Source organism: Ralstonia sp. SET104 (assembly GCF_003851545.1).
GTDB lineage: Bacteria > Pseudomonadota > Gammaproteobacteria > Burkholderiales > Burkholderiaceae > Ralstonia.
Window position 1 is genome coordinate 45,659 of sequence record NZ_BHVX01000020.1, and the last position, 17,347, is coordinate 63,005.

Consider the following 17,347-nt stretch of genomic DNA (forward strand, 5'->3'; position numbering starts at 1 on the left):
CGCATATTGCCTCCCAAGCTCTTGCCATTGAGCGGCAAGCGAGCGCTCAAACTGCTTGTGTCGAACGTGTTTCGAGGCCCAAAACGCGTGCCATACTTGGCCTCATGCGGTTGAATTTCCTATCCGTACGGATTTGATGGACATTGCAACTCCATGAGGGCGGATGGCCGCCCGACGTGATGCGGACCGCGAAGTACGGAACGCCTGGAACCGGCGACCTCATGCCGGCCGCCCGCTTTGTTGTCGAGTGCCTGATTTATAGCTGAAATGCCGCCAGCCTCCGGCCTTCGTGATGACATCACCGACCCTGCCAACCGCAGGAACGCGCGTGCCGGCTGAATCGCGAGGCCTCATTCCCCGCCGCCAAACAGATCCCGGAACTTCTGAGCCGCATCTTCCGCACCCGTGTTCTTGCTCATCGGCGTGCCCTTCGGATACTCCTCCGCAATGCGGTCTTCCCAATAGGTGGTGGGATACGGCGCGCTGCACAGACGGCGAAACACTTCCTGCGGCACGTGCTTGTAGGCGCGCACCGTCTTGTCGTCCCAGTGCAGCTCGAGCTGCTGGGTGCTGGCGTCGTAGTCGGCGCGGCGGATGCGCCCGTTGGTGAAGGTCTTGCTCTGCATGTTGGGCTCCGAAGGGAGCTCGCGACGGGGCGGGCCCTGCCGGATCGTCGCACATCCCAGAGCCGCTCCTGTTTTGATAGCTGGTGGCGCTTATTTAAAAAGCCCAAACGACCGATTTGACTTGGAAAAAGACAGCACCCACAGGTGCCGTCTTGGCCGCCCCAACCAGCACGGAGCCGCAGCGCCGATGCCCCGCCTTACTCGCCGAGCCAGAAGCGTTCGCTGCGGTCGAGGAAGTCGTGCACGTGGACGGTGACCGTGTCTTCACCCAGCAGCACCACGCCGTACTGTGGCGGCTCGTGGCTGCCACCGATCTTGGGCGTGTCGTCCAGCCGCAGCGCCACCTGGTGGTTGGTGCCGCGCAACGTGGAGTACGGGATGCCGAGCCAGGAGCCGAAGATGGGCCGGTGCACGTGGCCGAAGAACAGGTGGCGGATGCGGTGCTCCTGCCCCTGCAGGGCGCGCCGCAGCGGTGCGGGGTCGAGCAGGGCGATGCGGTCCATGGACGGGATGCCGAGCGCGAAGGCCGGGTGGTGCATGAAAAGCAGCACCGGCTCGTCGCTCTGCGCCAGCCGCTCGGCCAGCCACTGCGCGCGCTGTTCGCACAGCACGCCGTGGCTCACGCCGGGTTCGTTGGTGTCGAGGAAGAGGCCGCGGTAGCCACCGATGGCCACCTCGTACTGCACGAAGCCGTTGGCGTCCACCGGCACCTGCGGGAAGTGCTCGCGAAAGCGCTCGCGGCTGTCGTGGTTGCCCAGGATGGGAAACACCGGCATGGGCAGGCGGCCGAGCTGCTGCGCGAGCTGGCGGTAGGCGTCCGGGTGGCCGGTGTCGGCCAGGTCGCCGGTGACAACGCACAGCGCGGCGTCGCCATGCTCTGCGATCACGCTGTCGATGCAGCGGGCCAGGCGGCGGTACGGGTCGAGCCCGTAGAGCGCCTGCCCCTGCGCCACCAGGTGCGTGTCGGTGATGTGGATGAACTTGAACACGATGCGGTCTCTCCTCTTCAGCGCGGTAGCAGGGCCTGCACGTCGCGCGTCATGGTGGCCAGCGCCTTGTCCGGGGCCACGTCCTTGGCCACCACGGTCTGGATGTGGTCCTTGATGACGTCGGTGATCTTCAGGCCGCTCTCACCCGGGAAGGCATACCAGCCGGTCAGCACCGGCAGCTGCTTGATGGCGGTGAGGTAATTGGGGTTCTGCTCGTAGAAGGGCTTGAGCAGGGCCGGGTCGTTGGCCGGCAGGGCGTTGGCCGGGAAGTAGCCGGTGCCCTTGACCATGACGGTGGCGCCCTGCGGGCCGGTGGCGAACTTGATGTATTCCCAGGCGGCTTTCTGCTTGGCCGGGTCCTTGGCGAACAGCATTGCCACATTGCCGCCGGCGGGCAGGCGGCCGTTCTTCTCGATCGGCATGCGCGCGGTGCGCAGGTCAAAGCGCTTGCCGACCTGCTTGGTGGTCAGCCCCAGGCGCGAGGTGGAGGTGACCAGCACGGCCAGATTGCCGGTGATGAAGTCCTGGTTGGCGTTGCTGAAGGAGATGTTGCGCATCTCGCCTTCGTTCACGGCCTTGGCGAAGGTCTGCATGGCGGTCTTGCCGGCAGCACTGTCGAAAGCCACCTTCTTCTCGTCCGGCGTCAGCATGGTGCCGCCGTTGGAGAAGACCAGTGCCTGCCACATCCAGTTGCCGGTGATCTCCCAGTCCATGTGCAGGCTGTGGGTGCCGGGGTTGGCGGCCTTGGCTTTCTTCGCTACCTCGACGATGCCGTCCCAGGTGGCGGGGAACTGCTCGGGAGTGACGCCGGCCTTGCGCACCAGGTCGGCATTGAAGTAGACGATGGGGGTGGAGAGCGAGAAGCCGATACCGACCTGCTTGCTGCCGATCTGGCCCAGCGAGAGCAGCGCCTTGTCGTAACCCATCTTGCCCCAGTCCTTCTCGGCCTGGATGAGCGGAGTCATGTCGACGGCAATGCCGCGGTCGACGAACACGCGCTGGCGGTTCAGGCCCTGGTAAGACACGTCGGGCAACTGGTTGGTAACCGCCTGGCGCAGCGCCTGCTGCGTAGCTTCCTCGTAGCCCGGCGTGGACGCACGGAAGACCACCTTGTACTGCGGGTACTTCGCCATGAAGTCCTTGGCGATCTTCTCGTGCACGTCCTTGAAGATTTCCGGGTAGGGGTAGTCCACGACGATTTCCAGCGGCTGCTGCGCATGCGCCCAGCCGCAAGCCAGCAGCACGCCGGCTGCGATGGATTTCAGGACAACTCGTTTCATGGGATGCACTCCTTGATGGATGAAGGGAGAAAGAAAGGGAAACGGAAAGAGGAAAGATCAGCCTTTGACGCCGGTCAGCGTCACGCCTTCGATGAAGCGCTTCTGGGCCGCGATGAACAGCAGCAGCAGCGGTGCCGTGATGAGCACGGTGCCGGCCATGAGCGGGCCGTAGTTGATGCCGGCCTCCTCGTTGCGGAAGAACATGGTGCCCAGCGGCGGCGTGGCCAGCTCGGGGGAGGAGATCACCAGCAGCGGCCAGAAGTAATCGTTCCAGTGCCAGACGACCGAGAAGATGGCGAAGGCAAACAGCGCCGGCACGGCAGTGGGCAACATCACACGCCAGACCAGCTCGAACTCGCTCATGCCGTCCAGGCGCGCGGCGTGCACCAGGTCGTCCGGCACGGTGCGGAAGAACTGGCGCATCAGGAAGATGCCGAAGGCCGAGATGGAAAACGGCACGATCAACGCCGACATGGTGTTCAGCATGCCCAGGTGGTGCAGCATCACATAGGTCGGAATGGCCGTGGCCTGGTGCGGGATCATCAGCGCCAGCAGCACCAGGCGCCAGGCCCAGGTCTTGCCGCGGAACTGCAGCTTGGCAAAGGCGTAGGCCGCCGGCAGCAGCACCACGATCTGCAGCACCAGGATGGCGGTACAGACCAGCAGGCCGTTCCACAGGTAACGCAGCAGGGGCACACGCGTCAGCGCCTCGGTGTAGTTCTCCACCAGCGCCAGCCGCGTGGGCAACAACGTCAGTTCGCGCGTGAACACCTCGTCCATCGGCTTGAGGGAGGTCAGCACCATCCAGATGAAGGGCGCCAAGAAGACCAGCGCACCCGCCATCAGCAGCAGGTGGCGCAGCGCGCGGAAGAGGAAGGTGCGTGCGGAGAAGGTGAGCATCATCGGGCGTTCTTCAGGCGTAGTGGGTCTTGCGTTCCATGGCGCTGTGCTGCACCTGGGTCAGGAAGAAGATGCCGGCGATGAACACCACCGTCATGGCGCTGGCGTAGCCCATGCGGAAGAAGCCGAAGCCTTCGGCGTAGATGGTGTGCAGCAGCACCTCGGTCGACTTGTTGGGACCGCCGCGCGTGAGCACGTGCACGGTGTCGAACACCTGCAGTGCGCGGATGGCGCAGACGGTGACGACGAACAGCGTGGTTGGCCCGAGCAGCGGCCAGGTGATGCGGCGGAAACGCTCGCACGGGTGCGTCACGCCGTCGAGCGCCGCCGCGTCGCGCACGTCCTGCGGAATGCTCTTGAGGCCGGCAAGAAAAAGCACCATCGCCAGCCCGGCCATCTGCCACACGCCAATGGCCGCCAGCGAGTACAGCGCCAGCCGGCGGTTGTTGAGCCAGTCCTGCGGCTGCAGGCCGACCCACTGCAGCATGTGGTTCACCAGCCCGGCGCTCGGGTGCAGCAGGAATTGCCAGACCACGGCCATGGCAATCAGCGTCGATGCCACCGGCATGAAGAAGGCGGTGCGGTAGAAGCCGCGCAGCTGGGTGTCGGATTCGATCAGCAGCGCCGTCCCCAGGCCGATGGCCACGGCACCGGCAGTCACCAGCACGAGGTAGAGCAGCGTGTTGGCGAGCGACTGGCGGAACACCGGGTCGCTCCAGAGTTCGGCATAGTTGGCCAGGCCGACCCAGTTCAGCGTGGCGGCGCCGAACTGCCAGTCGGTCAGCGACAGCATGGCGACGACGGCCACCGGCCCGAGCAGGAACACAAGCAGCAGCACCGTGGCCGGTGACAGCAGCAGCAGGGTATTGAGCGGATGCACGCGCATGGTCAGCCCCGTGCCTTCAGGCCGCTGCGTCCAGCGTCCAGCTGCGTTGACAGCGGCTCGAACGCCAGACGCTGGCCGTCGGCGCCGAACACGTGCAGCTGGGCCAACGGCACCCAGGCCTGCAGTGGCTCCCCCACGCGCAGCCCGGCTTGCTGCGCCGGCAGGCAGAAGACCACCTGCTCCTGCGCTTGGGCCTGGGTTTGCGTCAGCTGCACGGTGACGATCAGTTCGGCACCGGTGTATTCCACGCCGCTGATGCGACCCTGCAGCGCCAGCCCCTTGTCATCATCCTGCAGGCCCAGCTGCGGCCGGAAGCCGACCTGGCAGGCTGCGCCCTCCTGGCCCGGCGGCACATGACCGATCTGTTGGCCCTGCACCCAGATGCCGGCGCCGCGAATTTCGGCCGGCAGCAGGTTGATGCGTGGTGCGCCAACGAAACGCGCCACCTCCACGTGCGCCGGCTGGCGGTAGATCTCGTCCGGCGTGCCGAGCTGCAGCACACGGCCTTCGCGCATGACGGCCACACGGTCGGACATGGACATGGCCTCGTGCTGGTCGTGCGTGACGTAGATGAAGGTGACGCCGAGCTGGTCGTGCAGTTGCCGGATCTCGGCGCGCAGGGCCTGGCGCAGGTTGGCGTCGAGGTTGGACAGTGGCTCGTCGAACAGGAACACCGCCGGGTGCCGCACCATGGCGCGCGCCAAGGCCACGCGCTGACGCTGGCCACCCGAGAGCTGCGCCGGCTTGCGCCCCCACAACGCGTCGATGCCCAGGCTCTGCGCCACCTTGCGTGCGCTGGCCTCGGCCGCGGCATGCTGGCGCCGTACCGCCGGCAGCAGCCAGCGCATGCCCGGCAGGCGCTGCCAGAAGTTCAGGCCGCGCATCAGCAGCGGCGTGCAGATGTTTTCGCCCACCGTCATGTGCGGGTAGAGGGCGTAACTTTGGAACACCATGGCGCAGTCGCGTTCGCCGGGCGACAGCGGCAACAGGTCCCGCTCGCCGAGGTGCAGGGTACCGGCGTCGGGCTGGTCCAGGCCGGCGATCAGGCGCAGCAGGGTGGACTTGCCGCAGCCCGAGGAGCCGAGCAGGGTGAGGAACTCGCCGTCGCGCACGGTGAGGTCCAGGCCCTTGAGCACGTGGGTGGCGCCGAACTGTTTGCTCAGGCCGTGGATGTGGATGTCAGGCATGGCAGTTCTCCGGAGAAGAGGTCAGGACGTTGGACAGCTGGCCGAGCAGCCAGGGAGTGAACGTGTCGTAGTGGTCGAAGCCCGTCACCTGGGGCAGCAGGTCGGCCGGCTGGCCGGCGTAGCCCGCGCGGTGGGCCGCGAAACGCACGCCGGCGGCTTCGGCGCAGCGTGCATCCATGGCCGAGTCACCGACGAACAGCACCTGCGCGGCCGGCACATCGAGCTGCTGCAGCACGCGCAGCAGCGGGTCGGCCGCCGGCTTGGGCCGCGCAGCATCACCCAGCCCGACCACGGCATCGAAACCGATGTCGAGCCCGGTGCAGGCCAGCAGGGCTTCAATGGAAGGCCGGTCGCGGTTGCTGCACAGGCCAAGCAGCAGGCCCTGCGACTTGAGTTCCGCCAGCAGGGCCGGCACACCGGCGTAAGGCGTGGCCTGGGCCAGCCAGTGCTGCGCATAACGGGTGAAGTAGCTGGCCTCCAGGGCGCTGGCCTGCTCGGCCGCGGCCGCCTCGGCCTGCAATGCCAGCGCGTGTTGGAACATCGGCCCCAATCCCTCGCTGAGCGCCGGCCGCAACCGGTCCGCCGGCACCGTGCGCAGCCCGGCTTCGGCCAGCACCTCATTGGCCGCCGCGGCCAGGGAAGGCAGGGTGTCGAGCAGCGTGCCATCGACATCGAAGACGACTGCTCGGATATGATCGTTTCTGTTCATATTAGCCATGTTATGAACAGAAGGTGTCATTTTGATGACTCAGCCTGAATCTATAGTGGCCGTACGCCCGGGCCTTGCACGGCCCGATCTGACCGTCTGAACTGCCCCGCCGCCCATGCTCAAAGCCGCACGCCACAAGGAAATCGTCGCCCTCGTCCAGGGCGGCGGCATCGTCGAAGTCAATGCCCTGGCACAGCGTTTCCAGACCTCGCCCATCACCATCCGGCGCGACCTGATCGAGCTGCAGGAACGCGGCCTGCTGGAGCGCACGCGCGGCGGCGCTGTCTCCGGTGAGGTGATTGCCGAGGGCTGGGCGCGTTACGAGAGCATCAGCTACGCCGAGCGCGAGCGCGAGCAGTTCCGTGAAAAACGCGCCATTGCGGAACTGGCGGCGCAACTGGTGTCGGACGGCGACTGCATCCTGGTCAACGGCGGCACCACCTCGCGCCACCTGGCCGAGGCGCTGCGCGGCCACCAGAACCTGCACGTTGTCACCAACGGCCTGACAGTGGCCATGGAGTTCGCACGCAGCCAGAACGCCGCGGTCTACCTGCTGCCGGGCATGGTGGACTTCAGGAAGATGACCTCGGTCAGCCGGCCGGCGCCGGGCAGCTTCGACGACATCACGGTGCGGGCCGCGTTCCTCGGCGTGCACGGCATCTCGCCGGCCGGCATCGGCATGCTGTCGCCGGAAGAAGCCGCGATGAACCGCGCCTTCATCGAGGCTGCCCAGACCGTCAACGTGCTCGTCGATTCATCCAAGTTCAACTCGCAGGCGATCTTCCGCATCTGTGAAATGAACCGTGTCACCCGGGTCGTGACCGATACCGGCATTGCGCCCGCAACACGCCAGGCACTGGAAGCCCTTGGTATCGAGGTCTTGCTGGCCTCCCCAGAAGAAGCCGCCTAGTTTCGCGCCGACGCGCGCGCCACTGTGGCGGCGCTTTTGCATGCCATGACCTACGATGCGGCCATGACACGGCCCATCATCCTGTTCGGTGCCTTCGACCGCCACAACTTCGGCGACCTGCTGTTGGCGCACATCGCGGCGGCGCTGCTGCCGGGGCAGGAACTGGTGTTCGCCGGCCTGGCCAACCGAGACCTGCGCGCCGACGGCGGCCATCAGGTCCAGGCCCTGACGCAGTTGGCTGCCGATTGGGATGCTCACCCGGCCACGCTGATCCACGTCGGGGGCGAAATCCTCAGCTGCAGCGCCTGGCAGGCGGCCGTGATGCTGCTGCCACCGGACGAACTGCAAGCCACCCTCGCTTACCTGGAAGCCCGGCCGCTGGAGCAGGCGGCCTGGGTGCAGCGCATGGTGGGCAGCGCGGCGCTGGCGCCCTACACGCTGTCGCGCTCGCTTTTTCCCGCGCTGACACGGGTGGCCTATCTCGCGGCGGGTGGCGTGCAGCTGGACACATGTGAACCGGCGCTGCGTGCCGAGGTACTGGCCAACCTGCAGGCGGCGGATGCAGTGAGCGTGCGCGATGGCCAGACCCTGGCGCATCTGGCGGCAGCGGGCATCACCGCGCATCTGCTGCCCGACCCGGCGGTGATGGTGGCCGAGCTGTTTGACGCACGGATACGTCAGCACGCAGCCGGTGGCGAGATGGCACAGGTGTTGCGCACGTTCCCGCAGGGCTATCTTGCCGTGCAGTTCAGCGCCGACTTCGGCGACGACGCCACGCTCACCACCATGGCCCAGCAACTCGACCAGGTAGCTGCGGCCACCGGTCTTGGCGTGGTGCTGTTTCGTGCCGGCGCTGCGCCCTGGCATGACGACTTGGCTTGCCTGCAGCGCGTCGCCGCGCGCATGCGCCTGCAGCAAGCGGTGGTTACGCCGCCAGTGACGTATGGGGATGTCGTGAGCAAGAACACCGGGGAGAGCCAATCGGATACCATTGCTGGATGAAATCACAGTATCAATGGGGCTGCTGGAGCTAAATAGATACCCCTTATATTTATACAGTATCGAAATTTAACGAATCCCACACGGGATGCCGCTTCTATGTGGCGCATAGGCCTCGTTCAACCACGTTAAACAGGGAATGCCCGTCTGGGCGCGCTCAACTCAACATGATGCAAACAGGACAAGTGGTACGCATGCCCTCGCGGGCTCCGGGGAACAATACGATGACGACAGCCACGGCGCGGGCCGGCAGCAAGGGGGAGGCGCTACGGCTGGTGGGGTCGGGCGATGTCGCGGTCGTCGAACTGGACTACGAGTCGGGCTGGCAAGACGCAGTTGAGCTGGGCCGGCTTGGCCGGGCGGTTGGCGTTCGCGTGGAGTTCCGTGGCCACGAGAGCGTTGCCGTCCAATCACCCGCAGCACTCGTTGCCGGACTTGCGCGCGCGAAAGCCACGTTCCGACAACGAAACCTCTACTGTCAGTTTGATCTTGACCTGTTGCCTGCCGGTGAGTTGGAACGGCTTGATTCGAAAGCAAAGAAGCTGGGGGACTACGTTCTAGCGGGCCACTTACTGCGCGGGGCCGATTCGATATGGACGGAGTAAGCCCATGTTCATTGCGTGCAGAGAAACCGGCCGCGCAGCCGGCTTCTCTTCCGCACAACGAATCGCAGGCTGCCCTTTTTTCGTCAGCATTGAAGAAATGGCCAACGGCCTCTGTTGTCTTGAATCCTGCTGCACCGCAACCACTGACCAATCGGCTGACACGCGTGGTGAACCCGTTCACAAGCAGCCATTGCGTTAAGTCTGCTGCGGGAGTCAGATGGGGCCACTCAATGAGAGCGAGCGATGACAAGCGCAGCGGACTTGATTGTGACAACGCCCAGCGGCCTCTACTGCCCAGCCGGCGACTTCTACGTGGACCCATGGCGGCCGGTTGACCGCGCCGTCATCACGCACGCCCACAGCGACCACGCTCGCATCGGGCACCACCATTACCTCGCAGCCGCGCCAAGTGCTGGCGTGCTGCGTGCGCGCCTGGGAGACGACATCCCCCTGCAGACGTTGCCGTACGGCGAATCCATCGTCCATCACGGTGTCCGGCTGAGTTTTCATCCGGCGGGGCATGTGTTGGGGTCTGCGCAGGTGCGGCTGGAATACGGCGGCCACGTGTGGGTGGTCTCCGGTGACTACAAGGTGGAAGCTGACAGCACCTGCACGCCTTTTGAGCCGGTGCGCTGCGACACTTTCATCACCGAGTCCACCTTTGGGCTGCCGATCTACCACTGGCGGCCGCAGACCGAGATCTTTGCGCAGCTCAATGCGTGGTGGCGCGGCAATGCCGACGCCGGCCGCACCAGCGTCGTGTTTTGCTACGCATTCGGCAAGGCCCAGCGCATTCTGTCGGGGCTCGAGACCAGCATCGGGCCCATTGTTTCGCACGGCGCCATGCTGCAATTGGACGCCACATATCGGCACGCGGGCATTGCACTGCCACCAACGCAACTTGCGACCGACGTGCCGCGCGCAGAATTGCGACGCGCACTCGTGCTTGCCCCGCCCTCCGCGCAACGCACGCCGTGGATGCGCCGCTTTGGCGACTATGCCGATGCCTTTGCGAGCGGCTGGATGCAGCTTCGCGGGGCGCGGCGGCGGCGCGGTGTCGATCGCGGCATCGTACTGTCCGATCATGCTGACTGGCCTGGGCTGCTGCAGGCCATTGAAGCGACGGGCGCCACGCGGGTCTACGTCACACATGGGCAGGTTGCGCCGATGGTGCGCTGGTTGTGCGAGCGCGGTCTGGATGCACGCGCCTTCGTCACCGAGTATGGCGACGAGCGTGAAGAAAGCGATGCAAGCGAAGCGCGCGACACGCCTGCGCCAGTGGATCCGCCCGCGCCATGAGAGCCTTTGCCGATCTGTACGCGCAGCTGGACGCCACCACATCAAGCAACGCCAAGCTGGCCGCCCTGGTGGCCTACCTGCGCACCGCGCCCGACGCCGACGCCGCGTGGGCGGTCTACTTCCTGGCCGGTGGCAGGCCTCGGCAGTTGGTGCCGGTGCGCATGCTCGCAACCTTCGCGCAGACCACGTCCGGCTTGCCCGAATGGCTGTTTGACGAGTGCTACCAAGCCGTGGGCGATCTGGCCGAGACCATCGCCCTCGTCCTGCCCGATGCTGACCACGCCGACAACGCCAGCCTGGCCGAGTGGATGGAAGCCCGCCTGCTGCCGCTGCGCGGGCAGCCGCCCGAAGTGGTACTGCCGCGCCTGACCGAGCTATGCCGCGGCCTGCCGCTGCATGCGCGGCTGGTGTTGATGAAGCTGATCACGGGGGCGTTTCGCGTGGGGGTGTCAAAACTGCTGGTGACGCGCGCGCTGGCCGAAGCGGGCGGCACTGATCCCAAACACGTGGCGCAACGGCTCATGGGCTATACCGACATCGGGCGGGCGCCTACTGCCGAGCGCTATCGCGCGCTGCTGGCAGATGCAAGCGTCGATGGCCACGTGCTCGATACCGGGCACCCGTATCCGTTTTTTCTTGCACACCCGCTGCAGGCTGACATAGAAACCTTCGACACCCTGCTCGGCCCGCCGGCTGAATGGCAGATCGAATGGAAGTGGGATGGCATCCGTGCGCAGCTCGTGCGCCGCGCCGGCAGCACATGGCTGTGGTCGCGCGGCGAGGAACTCATCACTGAGCGGTTTCCTGAACTATCGGCCATGGCAGAAGTGCTGCCTTCCGGCACGGTGCTCGATGGCGAGATCGTGGTCTGGCGCGCAGGCCGTGTGCAGCCGTTTGCGCTGCTCCAGCAACGCATTGGCCGCAAGACGCTGACCGCACGCGCAATGCGCGATGCGCCGGCCGTATTGCTGGCGTATGACCTGCTCGAATGGAAGGGGCAGGACTGGCGCGAGCGCACGCAAGGCGAGCGGCGCGCGCAGCTTGAACGTGTTATCGCAGAGTGCATCCATCCGGCGCTGGAGCTGTCTACGCTGCTGCAGGGCGAAGATTGGCTGCATCTTGGGCGCCAGCGTGAAGCCTCACGCGCGCTGGGCGTGGAAGGGCTAATGCTCAAGCGGCGCGACGCGCGCTATGGCGTGGGTCGCACCAAAGACGTGGGCGTGTGGTGGAAGTGGAAGATCGATCCGTTTTCGGTAGACGCCGTCCTCGTCTATGCGCAGCGCGGCCACGGCCGGCGCGCAAGCCTGTATACCGACTACACCTTCGCCGTGTGGGACGCGCCCCCCGATGCGGCCGAGCGCAAGCTGGTGCCCTTTGCCAAGGCGTACTCCGGCCTGAGTGACGCAGAGATCCGCCAAGTCGATGCGCTCATCCGCAAGACAACAGTGGAAAGCTTTGGGCCCGTGCGCAGCGTAACGCCGACACTGGTGTTCGAACTCGGCTTTGAAGGCGTTGCCCGCAGCACGCGCCATAAAAGCGGCATTGCGGTGCGGTTTCCGCGCATGCTGCGCTGGCGCCATGACAAGCCGGTCGCTGAGGCCGATACGCTGCAGACACTGGAAAGCCTGTTGCCCCCATCATGAGCGCGCCCATAGTGCCTGATCTCGATGCATGGTTTGCCGCACGCGGCTGGACGCCGATGCCGTTTCAGCGTGCGGTGTGGGCGGCCATGGCGCGCGGTGAATCGGGCCTGCTGCACGCCACCACGGGCGCGGGCAAGACCTATGCGGTCTGGCTAGGTGCGCTGCAGCGGCTGGCGCACGTGCGCGGGCGCGGCGGCGCACCGCCGTTATCGGTGCTGTGGCTCACACCCATGCGTGCGCTCGCCGCCGATACCACGCGCGCCTTGAGCGAAGCCGCACAGGCGTTGGCGCCGCACTGGACCCTCGGCCTGCGCACGGGCGACACCGGCAGCGCTGAGCGCGCCATGCAATCGCGCCGCTTGCCAACCGCCTTGGTGACAACGCCCGAGAGCCTGTCGCTACTCCTTGCACGTGCCGATGCGCGCGACACACTGGGCTCAGTGCGCGTGGTGGTGGTGGACGAATGGCACGAGCTGGTAGGCAACAAGCGCGGCGTGCAAGTGCAGTTGGCACTGGCACGCCTGCGCACGTGGTCGCCCGGGCTTATCGTTTGGGGGCTTTCGGCCACGCTGGGCAATCTGGCGCAAGCAATGGCCGCACTGGGCGATGCCGGTGCGCCGGCCACCGGCACCCTGGTGCAAGGCCACCTGCCCAAACGCATGGAGATCGATACGCTGCTGCCCGATGGTGTCGGCCGGTTCCCGTGGGCCGGACACCTGGGCATGGCGATGCTGCCCCACGTGTTGGAAGAATTGGCAAGCGCCCGCACTGCGCTGGTGTTTCTCAACACGCGTTCGCAAGCAGAGCTGTGGTACCAGGCCGTTATCAATGCGCGGCCCGAATGGGCGGGGCTGATTGCGTTGCATCACGGCTCGCTGGATCGCACCACGCGCGACTGGGTTGAGACCGGGCTCAAGCAAGGCACGCTCAAGGCGGTGTTCTGCACGTCGAGCCTGGACTTGGGCGTGGATTTCCTGCCCGTAGAGCGCGTGCTGCAGATCGGCTCGCCCAAGGGCGTGGCGCGGCTGCTGCAGCGTGCTGGGCGATCTGGCCACGCGCCGGGCCGGCCCTCTCGCGTGACAGTGGTGCCCACGCATAGCCTGGAACTTGTAGAAGGCGCGGCCGCACGCGCGGCAGCCACGTCTGGCCAGGTGGAAACCCGCGCCTCGCCGCACAAGCCGCTGGATGTGCTGGTCCAGCACCTGGTGACGGTGGCGCTGGGTGGCGGCTTTGTGCCCGATGCGCTGTTGCTGGAAGTGCGTCGCGCATGGGCTTACCGTGACTTGCACGACGACGAGTGGCAATGGGCACTCGACTTCGTGCGACAGGGCGGCCACTCGCTCACGGCGTATCCCGACTACCGCCGCGTCACGCCTGATGATCACGGCGTCTGGCGCGTGCCCGACGCACGGCTCGCGCGGCGGCACCGCATGAGCATTGGCACCATCGTCAGCGATGCAACGATGACCGTGCGCTGGTGGCGCGCCTCCGGTGGCGGTGCGCTGGGGTCGATTGAAGAAGGCTTCATTGCGCGGCTGCGCCCCGGTGACAACTTTCTGTTTGCGGGCCGCTTGCTTGAACTGGTGCGCGTGCAGGACATGACCGCCTATGTGCGGCGTGCCAGCGGCAAGCGCGCCGCCGTGCCGCGTTGGAACGGCGGGCGTATGCCGCTTTCCACCGAACTGGCGCACGCCGTGGTGGCGCAACTCGATGCAGCGGCGCATGCGCGCTTCGACAGCCCCGAGATGGAAGCCGCGCGCCCGCTGCTCGAACTGCAGGCACGCTGGTCCGCACTGCCTACCACGGCAACGCTGGTGGCTGAGATGCTGCACACGCGCGAGGGCTGGCATCTCTTTCTGTATCCGTTTGCCGGGCGGCATGCGCACCTGGGGCTGGCAAGCCTGCTGGGCTGGCGCGCTGCCCATCGAACGCCGGCCACCTTCTCCCTGGCGTTCAACGACTACGGCCTCGAACTCCTCTCGGCCACGCCCATCGATTGGCCCACCCTGCTTGCCACCGGCGAGCTCTTTACCACCCACACGCTCATGCAAGACGTGCTTGCCAGCCTCAACGCGGGGGAACTGGCCCAACATCGCTTTCGCGAGATCGCGCGCGTATCAGGACTGGTGTTTCAGGGCTATCCCGGCGCGCCCAAGAGCACGCGCCAGTTGCAGGCATCGTCCGGCCTGTTCTATGAGGTCTTCCGGCGCCACGACCCGGGCAACCTGCTGCTCACGCAGGCAGAAACCGAAGTGCTGCGCCAAGAGTTGGACCTCGAGCGCATTGAAGCCGCCCTCATCCGTATGCGCGGCTTGCGGCTCGAACTGCGCACACTGAAACGGCCGTCGCCGTTCGGCTTTCCGTTGATGGTGGAGCGCTTTCGCGAACAGCTTTCTACCGAAAAACTGGCCGATCGCATCGCACGCATGCTGGCCGAAGCCGAACGCGCCGCGGGCCCCGAGCCCACCGACCCCGATGCGGCAGAGCGAGCGGTGATTGACGCAGACGTACAGTCCGCATTGCGCTTGACCGAATCGCCCGACATGGCAGGCAAGAGCCGCCGCCGCGCGCGCCGGCCACGCAAGACATCGAAGCCGCTTCCATTGCTATGACCGGCCCCCATGACTTCGCCATCCACTGCGCGGACGAGACTGTGTGGCTCCTGCCCGAGCGCGCGCTGTGGTGGCCCGCGCAAGGCATGCTGATGGTGGCGGATGCGCATTTCGGCAAGGCCGCCACATTCCGCGCACGCGGTGTGCCTGTGCCCGCAGGCAGCACGCTGCAGACCATCGCGCGGTTAGACGCCATGCTGACGCGACTGCCGGTGGCGCATATCGCCTGGCTGGGTGACCTGCTCCACGCGCGCGAAGCGCAGGTAGCCATAAACGCCCTCACCGCCTGGCGCACCCGGCACGCCGACGTAGCCTGCACGCTGGTCCGCGGCAATCATGACCGCCATGCGGGTGACCCGCCGGCAGACCTGCGCTTCAACGTGGCAGAAGAACCATGGGCTGTCGGCCCGTTCGCGCTGTGCCACGAACCGCAGACGGTGCCCGGCCGCTACGTAATCGCAGGCCATGTGCATCCCGGCATCGTCATCAACGGCCGCGGGCGGGACAGGCTCCGGCTGCCGTGCTTTCGCTTCGGGCGGGCTTGCGGGCTGTTACCGGCTTTCGGCGAGTTCACAGGCTTGTGGACGGCCCCGGTAGCGACAGGGGAGGCGCTGTATGCGGTGGCAGACGGCAGGGTCTGGCCGCTGCAGACCTGACGTCAAGCAAGCCTGCCGGGCATGACGCCGTCAAAGAGGTGCAGGTCGGAACCGCAAATCGCACACGCCGTGACCTTGATGCGCCAGCGAAACATGGCCGCGCACAACGTCGCGGGTCACTGCGGTCATCTCAGCATAAGCGCGGGCGGCCGCCGCCTCAGCCGGCCCAGGCGCGACAGTGTTCGAGATACTGGCGCTCGTGCAGCCCAAGCAGATCGACTATCGAAGACCAGAGCCAGAACGGCGCGTTGATGGAACGTCCGTGGCGTGCCTTCAGCTCCCGGTGCCACGCCGTGGCAACATCCCGCGGCATCTGGCTGCCATGCGCGAGACCCACGATGTTGCCCAGATAGGCGGCCAGCACCGTGGCGTCTTGATGTTCGAGCTTATCGACAGACAGCTTCAGATCCTGCGGTTGCAGCTCGCGCATGAAAAAGCTGCTGCCCAGCATGCGGCCCCAGGCCATTCGATCACCCAGGTCGGGAGAAAGACGGCGCGCGCCCGTCACCACGCGCTCGCCATTGAGCCGGGGCATTTCGCCTGCAGAGGCGCTGGGCGCTGCGGCCTTTCCCGCCTCCTTGATATCAATCAGCCGATACCGCGGCCCGCGATCTTGATCGACCGCGAGCAAAACGGCATAGCGCCGCTGTCCGAGCGAGCTGCACCCTTTGACCCAGTACGCTGCGTCCACAATGCTGGCAGACGCTTCGCCCGGCATTTCGTAAAGGCGCGCCACCAGGGCAAGCACCTCATGCTGGCTCACCAGGTGTTTCAGTTCGCGCCGCTCTTCTCGTGAGAGTGGCCAGAAATGCCGCCCCAGAGGGATTGACGCAGACGTGTCATTAAGACGTTCCTTGGCCAGTTGTTTCCACGTACGCGCAGTCGCTGCCTTCATTGCGGTGCGCACGGACGATGGGCGCGGCGGCAGGTGCAACGCTGCATCGGGGTCGATGCCGTGCAGGTAGCCTGCCATCAACGCTTCCACCATTCTTGCGGTCACAATGCCAGGGAGATCCGACCCGCGAGCGGCCGTCGCCAATGAGACGCCAAGTCGAATCAAATCATGCGCCGGGTTGCCAAGCACCGTCTGATCCAGATCCCGGATCTGTATCCGCGTGGCGCCAGAGGCATCGCCAATCGGGCCCAGGTTGCCGACATGGCAATCGCCGCAAATCCAGATGACCGGCCCCTCGGGAAACGTGTGCGGTTGCACCTCGCTCAGCCACTCGTAGAACCGAACGGTACTGCCGCGCACGTACGCATGGGTCGAGCGCGCCATCTTGAACTGACGCAGTCGGGCAAGCACGGGCGCACGGTTTTTGGGGCTCACCATGCTCCGCGGCGATTTTCGTTGGGCCATATCTGTGCTGAGTCCAGGACGTTTCGGCTGGTTGATGGAGTCTCCCAAACCCTATGCAATAAGCGTTCCCTGGCCGCGGCACAGCCGAGATATCAGCTCAATAACGCCTAACCTTTGCTATGCTTGCTCGAAGCGCACCGCACAAGCGTCGCTTCCATTGTATGGTCAACTTTACTCAACCATCTATTTCCACTATGGCCACCAAAACCAAGACCGCTGCAAAGAAGGCCTCGCCGGCAAAGAAGCCTGCCGCTACAACGCCGACCATCAAGCCTTTGAAGGATACGTTCACCAAGGCGAGCCTGGTGAGCCATCTGGCTGAGCAAGCCGACGTCGACGCCAAGTCGGTGAAGGCGGTGCTGCTCCATCTGGAGAACACCATCGTGGCTTCGCTGCACAAGAAGGGCGTCGGCGAATTCACGCTGCCGGGTCTGTTCAAGGTGACATCGGTCAAGGTGCCGGCAACCAAGCGCCGCTTTGGCAAGAACCCTTTTACCGGCCTGGATCAGTGGTTCGAAGCGAAACCGGCGACCGTGCGCGTCAAGGTCCGTGCCCTGAAAAAGGTCAAGGACGCCGCCGCCAACAGCTAACAAGCTGTCGCAAAGAAAAAGGGAGCTTCGGCTCTAATGCCGTTCAGTTAAGACCTGAACGGCATTTTTGTTTTTAGGGGTTGGAGTTGTAAACAG

At 65.6% G+C, this 17,347-nt stretch carries 16 protein-coding genes; 8 read left to right on the forward strand and 8 right to left on the reverse strand.

What is annotated here, in order from left to right; translation table 11 throughout:
• Positions 1 to 350: 350 nt before the first annotated feature.
• The 7 genes from PSUB009319_RS20325 to PSUB009319_RS20355 form a co-directional block, all read right to left on the reverse strand.
• The gene (locus PSUB009319_RS20325; protein ID WP_066705043.1) at positions 351 to 626 is read right to left on the reverse strand and encodes a KTSC domain-containing protein; all 276 of its coding nucleotides are present in this window, start codon (positions 624 to 626) and stop codon (positions 351 to 353) included.
• A 197-nt stretch (positions 627 to 823) separates the two neighbouring features.
• Positions 824 to 1,615 (reverse strand): phosphodiesterase, encoded by a 792-nt coding sequence (locus tag PSUB009319_RS20330; protein WP_066705045.1) that lies wholly within the window; start codon positions 1,613 to 1,615, stop codon positions 824 to 826.
• A gap of 17 nt (positions 1,616 to 1,632) precedes the next feature.
• Entirely contained in the window at positions 1,633 to 2,895 is a 1,263-nt protein-coding gene (locus tag PSUB009319_RS20335) for an ABC transporter substrate-binding protein (RefSeq protein ID WP_066705047.1), read from the reverse strand.
• 57 nt (positions 2,896 to 2,952) lie between these two features.
• Positions 2,953 to 3,798: a carbohydrate ABC transporter permease gene (locus PSUB009319_RS20340; protein ID WP_066705049.1), complete on the reverse strand. Its 846-nt coding sequence runs from the start codon at positions 3,796 to 3,798 to the stop codon at positions 2,953 to 2,955.
• Between the two features lie 10 nt (positions 3,799 to 3,808).
• Positions 3,809 to 4,681, reverse strand: a complete 873-nt coding sequence (locus PSUB009319_RS20345; RefSeq protein WP_066705051.1) for a carbohydrate ABC transporter permease — start codon at positions 4,679 to 4,681, stop codon at positions 3,809 to 3,811.
• A gap of 2 nt (positions 4,682 to 4,683) precedes the next feature.
• Positions 4,684 to 5,868, reverse strand: a complete 1,185-nt coding sequence (locus tag PSUB009319_RS20350; protein ID WP_124383997.1) for an ABC transporter ATP-binding protein — start codon at positions 5,866 to 5,868, stop codon at positions 4,684 to 4,686.
• Positions 5,861 to 6,607: an HAD family hydrolase gene (locus PSUB009319_RS20355; RefSeq protein WP_084382773.1), complete on the reverse strand. Its 747-nt coding sequence runs from the start codon at positions 6,605 to 6,607 to the stop codon at positions 5,861 to 5,863. The genes PSUB009319_RS20350 and PSUB009319_RS20355 overlap by 8 nt, the downstream gene beginning before the upstream one ends.
• Before the next feature lie 85 nt (positions 6,608 to 6,692).
• On the opposite strand from PSUB009319_RS20355, the gene PSUB009319_RS20360 reads away from it, so the two are divergent.
• The 7 genes from PSUB009319_RS20360 to pdeM all read left to right on the forward strand — a co-directional run bounded on the left by PSUB009319_RS20360 (position 6,693) and on the right by pdeM (position 15,301).
• A complete protein-coding gene (locus PSUB009319_RS20360) occupies positions 6,693 to 7,487 on the forward strand; it encodes a DeoR/GlpR family DNA-binding transcription regulator (RefSeq protein WP_066705054.1) in 795 nt (264 codons plus the stop codon).
• 63 nt (positions 7,488 to 7,550) lie between these two features.
• Complete coding sequence (locus tag PSUB009319_RS20365) at positions 7,551 to 8,489, forward strand: polysaccharide pyruvyl transferase family protein (RefSeq protein ID WP_124383998.1); 939 nt, start codon at positions 7,551 to 7,553, stop codon at positions 8,487 to 8,489.
• 221 nt (positions 8,490 to 8,710) lie between these two features.
• The gene (locus PSUB009319_RS20370; protein WP_124383999.1) at positions 8,711 to 9,091 is read left to right on the forward strand and encodes a PHA-granule associated protein 4; all 381 of its coding nucleotides are present in this window, start codon (positions 8,711 to 8,713) and stop codon (positions 9,089 to 9,091) included.
• A 243-nt stretch (positions 9,092 to 9,334) separates the two neighbouring features.
• A complete protein-coding gene (locus PSUB009319_RS20375; RefSeq protein ID WP_124384000.1) occupies positions 9,335 to 10,390 on the forward strand; it encodes a ligase-associated DNA damage response exonuclease in 1,056 nt (351 codons plus the stop codon).
• Complete coding sequence (locus tag PSUB009319_RS20380; RefSeq protein WP_124384001.1) at positions 10,387 to 12,033, forward strand: ATP-dependent DNA ligase; 1,647 nt, start codon at positions 10,387 to 10,389, stop codon at positions 12,031 to 12,033. The genes PSUB009319_RS20375 and PSUB009319_RS20380 overlap by 4 nt, the downstream gene beginning before the upstream one ends.
• Complete coding sequence (locus tag PSUB009319_RS20385; RefSeq protein WP_124384002.1) at positions 12,030 to 14,645, forward strand: ligase-associated DNA damage response DEXH box helicase; 2,616 nt, start codon at positions 12,030 to 12,032, stop codon at positions 14,643 to 14,645. Before PSUB009319_RS20380 ends, PSUB009319_RS20385 begins: the two co-directional genes overlap by 4 nt.
• The gene (gene pdeM, locus PSUB009319_RS20390; protein ID WP_124384003.1) at positions 14,642 to 15,301 is read left to right on the forward strand and encodes a ligase-associated DNA damage response endonuclease PdeM; all 660 of its coding nucleotides are present in this window, start codon (positions 14,642 to 14,644) and stop codon (positions 15,299 to 15,301) included. Before PSUB009319_RS20385 ends, pdeM begins: the two co-directional genes overlap by 4 nt.
• A gap of 157 nt (positions 15,302 to 15,458) precedes the next feature.
• Here pdeM and PSUB009319_RS20400 read toward each other — a convergent pair whose 3' ends face one another.
• Positions 15,459 to 16,661: a DUF2252 family protein gene (locus tag PSUB009319_RS20400; RefSeq protein ID WP_124384004.1), complete on the reverse strand. Its 1,203-nt coding sequence runs from the start codon at positions 16,659 to 16,661 to the stop codon at positions 15,459 to 15,461.
• A 194-nt stretch (positions 16,662 to 16,855) separates the two neighbouring features.
• On the opposite strand from PSUB009319_RS20400, the gene PSUB009319_RS20405 reads away from it, so the two are divergent.
• A complete protein-coding gene (locus PSUB009319_RS20405) occupies positions 16,856 to 17,251 on the forward strand; it encodes an HU family DNA-binding protein (protein ID WP_124384005.1) in 396 nt (131 codons plus the stop codon).
• The last annotated feature ends 96 nt before the right edge of the window (positions 17,252 to 17,347 follow it).

Coding starts and splice junctions, on each gene's coding strand:
- PSUB009319_RS20325 (WP_066705043.1), bottom strand. CDS start 626: ATGCAGAGCAAGACCTTCACCAACGGGCGCATCCGCCGCGCCGACTAC.
- PSUB009319_RS20335 (WP_066705047.1), bottom strand. CDS start 2,895: ATGAAACGAGTTGTCCTGAAATCCATCGCAGCCGGCGTGCTGCTGGCT.
- PSUB009319_RS20340 (WP_066705049.1), bottom strand. CDS start 3,798: ATGATGCTCACCTTCTCCGCACGCACCTTCCTCTTCCGCGCGCTGCGC.
- PSUB009319_RS20345 (WP_066705051.1), bottom strand. CDS start 4,681: ATGCGCGTGCATCCGCTCAATACCCTGCTGCTGCTGTCACCGGCCACG.
- PSUB009319_RS20350 (WP_124383997.1), bottom strand. CDS start 5,868: ATGCCTGACATCCACATCCACGGCCTGAGCAAACAGTTCGGCGCCACC.
- PSUB009319_RS20355 (WP_084382773.1), bottom strand. CDS start 6,607: ATGACACCTTCTGTTCATAACATGGCTAATATGAACAGAAACGATCAT.
- PSUB009319_RS20360 (WP_066705054.1), top strand. CDS start 6,693: ATGCTCAAAGCCGCACGCCACAAGGAAATCGTCGCCCTCGTCCAGGGC.
- PSUB009319_RS20365 (WP_124383998.1), top strand. CDS start 7,551: ATGACACGGCCCATCATCCTGTTCGGTGCCTTCGACCGCCACAACTTC.
- PSUB009319_RS20370 (WP_124383999.1), top strand. CDS start 8,711: ATGACGACAGCCACGGCGCGGGCCGGCAGCAAGGGGGAGGCGCTACGG.
- PSUB009319_RS20375 (WP_124384000.1), top strand. CDS start 9,335: ATGACAAGCGCAGCGGACTTGATTGTGACAACGCCCAGCGGCCTCTAC.
- PSUB009319_RS20380 (WP_124384001.1), top strand. CDS start 10,387: ATGAGAGCCTTTGCCGATCTGTACGCGCAGCTGGACGCCACCACATCA.
- PSUB009319_RS20385 (WP_124384002.1), top strand. CDS start 12,030: ATGAGCGCGCCCATAGTGCCTGATCTCGATGCATGGTTTGCCGCACGC.
- pdeM (WP_124384003.1), top strand. CDS start 14,642: ATGACCGGCCCCCATGACTTCGCCATCCACTGCGCGGACGAGACTGTG.
- PSUB009319_RS20400 (WP_124384004.1), bottom strand. CDS start 16,661: ATGGCCCAACGAAAATCGCCGCGGAGCATGGTGAGCCCCAAAAACCGT.
- PSUB009319_RS20405 (WP_124384005.1), top strand. CDS start 16,856: ATGGCCACCAAAACCAAGACCGCTGCAAAGAAGGCCTCGCCGGCAAAG.